This window comes from Sphingobacterium faecale (assembly GCF_016746095.1).
GTDB classification, from domain to species: Bacteria; Bacteroidota; Bacteroidia; order Sphingobacteriales; family Sphingobacteriaceae; genus Sphingobacterium; species Sphingobacterium faecale.
Genome location: NZ_JAERTY010000029.1, coordinates 1 through 1746, shown reverse-complemented (window position 1 = coordinate 1746; position 1746 = coordinate 1). Strand labels below are relative to the sequence as shown.

The 1746-nt window shown below is 44.2% G+C and carries 3 protein-coding genes; all 3 read right to left on the bottom strand.

All coding sequences use genetic code 11. The annotated features are described in order from the left end of the window. Nucleotides 1-170: 170 nt before the first annotated feature. Nucleotides 171-617 (bottom strand): MauE/DoxX family redox-associated membrane protein, encoded by a 447-nt coding sequence (locus tag JKG61_RS22700; protein ID WP_202105294.1) that lies wholly within the window; start codon nucleotides 615-617, stop codon nucleotides 171-173. Nucleotides 618-621: 4 nt separating this feature from the next. Further along, the gene (locus tag JKG61_RS22695; RefSeq protein ID WP_202105293.1) at nucleotides 622-978 is read right to left on the bottom strand and encodes a hypothetical protein; all 357 of its coding nucleotides are present in this window, start codon (nucleotides 976-978) and stop codon (nucleotides 622-624) included. Nucleotides 979-1111: 133 nt separating this feature from the next. Further along, nucleotides 1112-1746 (bottom strand): helix-turn-helix transcriptional regulator (locus tag JKG61_RS22690; RefSeq protein WP_237249592.1); only part of this gene is annotated, 635 nt, incomplete at its 5' end.

Below are 1746 nucleotides of genomic sequence, written 5' to 3'. Positions count from 1 at the left end.
AATGTTCCTAATAAAATTGATTTTAGCGTGTTCATATGTTAATGATTTGCTTTTAAATGGGCATATGGAATATCCAATGTATTTTTAGTGTTGTTTGAGTAGTTATTGCTACATGGATATTTCATACACAATCATTTAAATTGTTTGTAATGTTTTGATGGAGCCTTTTCCTAGGGCTTCATCATTTTTTGCTTACGCATACGATAATGGTAATACAGCATGCCTAGAGCTAGGACAGCAATGCTGGCGTTGATCCAGTAGTGCATTGTCCAGCTTAGTTTACCGTGTATACCTTCGCAAGAACAGGGTACGAATAGTGCCTTATTCTGTACAAAAAACACGTAGTAGCTGTAGGTAGCCATGAGTACAATCAAAATGCACCATCCCCATACCTGCGCCTTTCTGTAGTTGAGTACCAGCAGCAAGGCTACCCCTGCTTCTACAGCTATGCTGGCTATTGCTGCGCTATCGGCTATGCCTGCGGGTACAAACCCGATATCTCTGATATGCGCCAGATGGGCGCCATAGTTCACGAATTTCTTGGCAGCCGTATAGAACAGCAAGAAAGCTAGTATATAGCGCGGTGCTTGGATGATGATGCGTTTTAACTTGTTCATGCTTTTAATCGTTTTGTAAGCGTTGTTTTATGTCTGCTTGGTGCCGGGCATCCCGCTCGGCGTTCCAAAAGTTGTTTTCTTGGATGCTATCATTTTGCTGTTTTTCCTTTTCGACACTATAGGCCTCAAAGCTGTAAACACGATTGGTATAATAAGGGTCTCGATCTGTTTCTTGACCATGATCTTTGCAGGTTGCCTCTAGGCGCATGAGTACTGTACCATTATCGGCGTCTACAATTTGGATGGTACAGCCATAGGATTTATTGCGGTTGAAATAACCAAATAACAGGATAATGGCCAGCATGGCTACAGATAGTACAGTCAGTAGTATTCTTATCTTTATGTCTTGTTTAATGATCATAACCCTTTTGTTCAATTACGTACAACGACTTTCGCTGTACTGATAAATCAAAGGTAGGGACGATATGCAGGCTGATTGTTGTAAGTATCCGTGAAATTGCTTGTAAAAATCCGTGTGCAGGGTGGGTGCGGGCTCATAAAGGGAACTCACTCGGACGTACGCCGTACTTGTTCTTAAAGGCATTGCTAAAGGCAGAGATGTCGTGATAGTGTAGTCGGTAAGACACTGCAACGATGCCTATACCATTTTTAAGGAGTAGGGCGGCACGTTCAAGCCTTTTCTCGCTAATATATTCTTGTAGGCTTTGCTGCTGATGAAACTTTTTATGCATTTTGCTCAGATGGTCTTTGTCGATATGGTAAAGACCGGCTATCCGAGCTATCGTAGGGATTTCCTTCTCATTGTCCAGTAAATCATCAATATACTGACGTACTGCTTTTATTACTTCTTTTATACTGCACATATCTGGGCTAGCAGTTACATTTTGCCGATCGTGGATGCTCTGCAAGCGTCCGACCGCCGCATAGATATTGGTATCCTGCTGGATGCCGGCTATCTGGGGGTGCCCGAGTATGTAGTAGAGCTCGGTGCGCATATCGGCTGTGATGGGAGCTGGCTCACTACGATAGAGCTGGTCCGGCAGTAAGATATGATGGAGGTGCTCCAGCTCGGCAGCTGCTGGTTCTCTGTGTTTGGCCAGCCAGTCGGTCACGATGTTGTAGCCTACGATCAGATGGCGCCCGATGGGTACATAGCTCAAGAAGTCGC